At 77.0% G+C, this 779-nt stretch carries 1 protein-coding gene; it reads left to right on the top strand.

Features of this window, described 5'->3' with window-relative positions:
- Positions 1-779, top strand: a 779-nt coding sequence (locus tag G3I19_RS36705; RefSeq protein ID WP_164267971.1) for a glycosyltransferase, incomplete at both ends; no start/stop codon positions are given.

The raw sequence follows: 779 nt of genomic DNA, 5'->3' as shown, positions 1-779 counted from the left end.
GCCGAGACCACCACCGCCGCCCGGCTGATCCGTGCGAGCCGCCCCGACGTGGTGCACGCGCACAGCTCCAAGGCCGGTCTGGCCGCCCGCCTCGCCGTACGGGGGCGCGTCCCGACGGTCTTCCAGCCGCACGCCTGGTCGTTCGACGCGGTCGGCGGCCCGACCGCGCGCCTCGCGCTGGCCTGGGAGCGGTACGCGGCCCGGTGGGCCGAGCGCGTCCTGTGCGTCAGTGAGGCGGAACGGCGGGCCGGTGAGGCGGCCGGGATCGCCGCCAGGTGGGCGGTGATCCGTAACGGCGTCGACCTCGGTGAGTTCCGCCCCGACGGCGGCGTCGGGCCCGAACCCGGTTCAGGGGAAAGGGCTCTGGGGCCGGGGCCCTTCGTCGTCTGTGTGGGCAGGCTCTGCCGCCAGAAGGGCCAGGACGTACTCCTGCGGGCCTGGCCCGAGATCCTCCGTGCGGCGCCCGCGGCCCGGCTGGTGCTCGTCGGCGACGGACCCGACCGGGCGCGGCTGACCAGGACGGCGCCGCCCGGTGTGCTGTTCGCCGGAGCGGTCGACGGGCCGTGCGACTGGCTGCGCGCCGCCGACCTCGTCGTCCTGCCGTCCCGCTGGGAGGGCATGGCGCTCGCCCCGCTCGAAGCGATGGCCTGCGGGCGGCCCGTCGTCCTCACCGATGTGAGCGGCGCCCGGGAGAGCCTGCCGCCCGGACACCACCGGCACGGGCTCGTCCCGCCGGACGACCCGCACGCACTGGCCCGCGCGGTCAGATCGGAAGAGCG

This window comes from Streptomyces sp. SID10853 (assembly GCF_010548145.1).
Classification (GTDB): Bacteria; Actinomycetota; Actinomycetes; order Streptomycetales; family Streptomycetaceae; genus Streptomyces.
The sequence above is the reverse complement of the archived record's forward strand: the minus strand, read 5'-3'. Positions and strand labels throughout refer to the sequence as shown.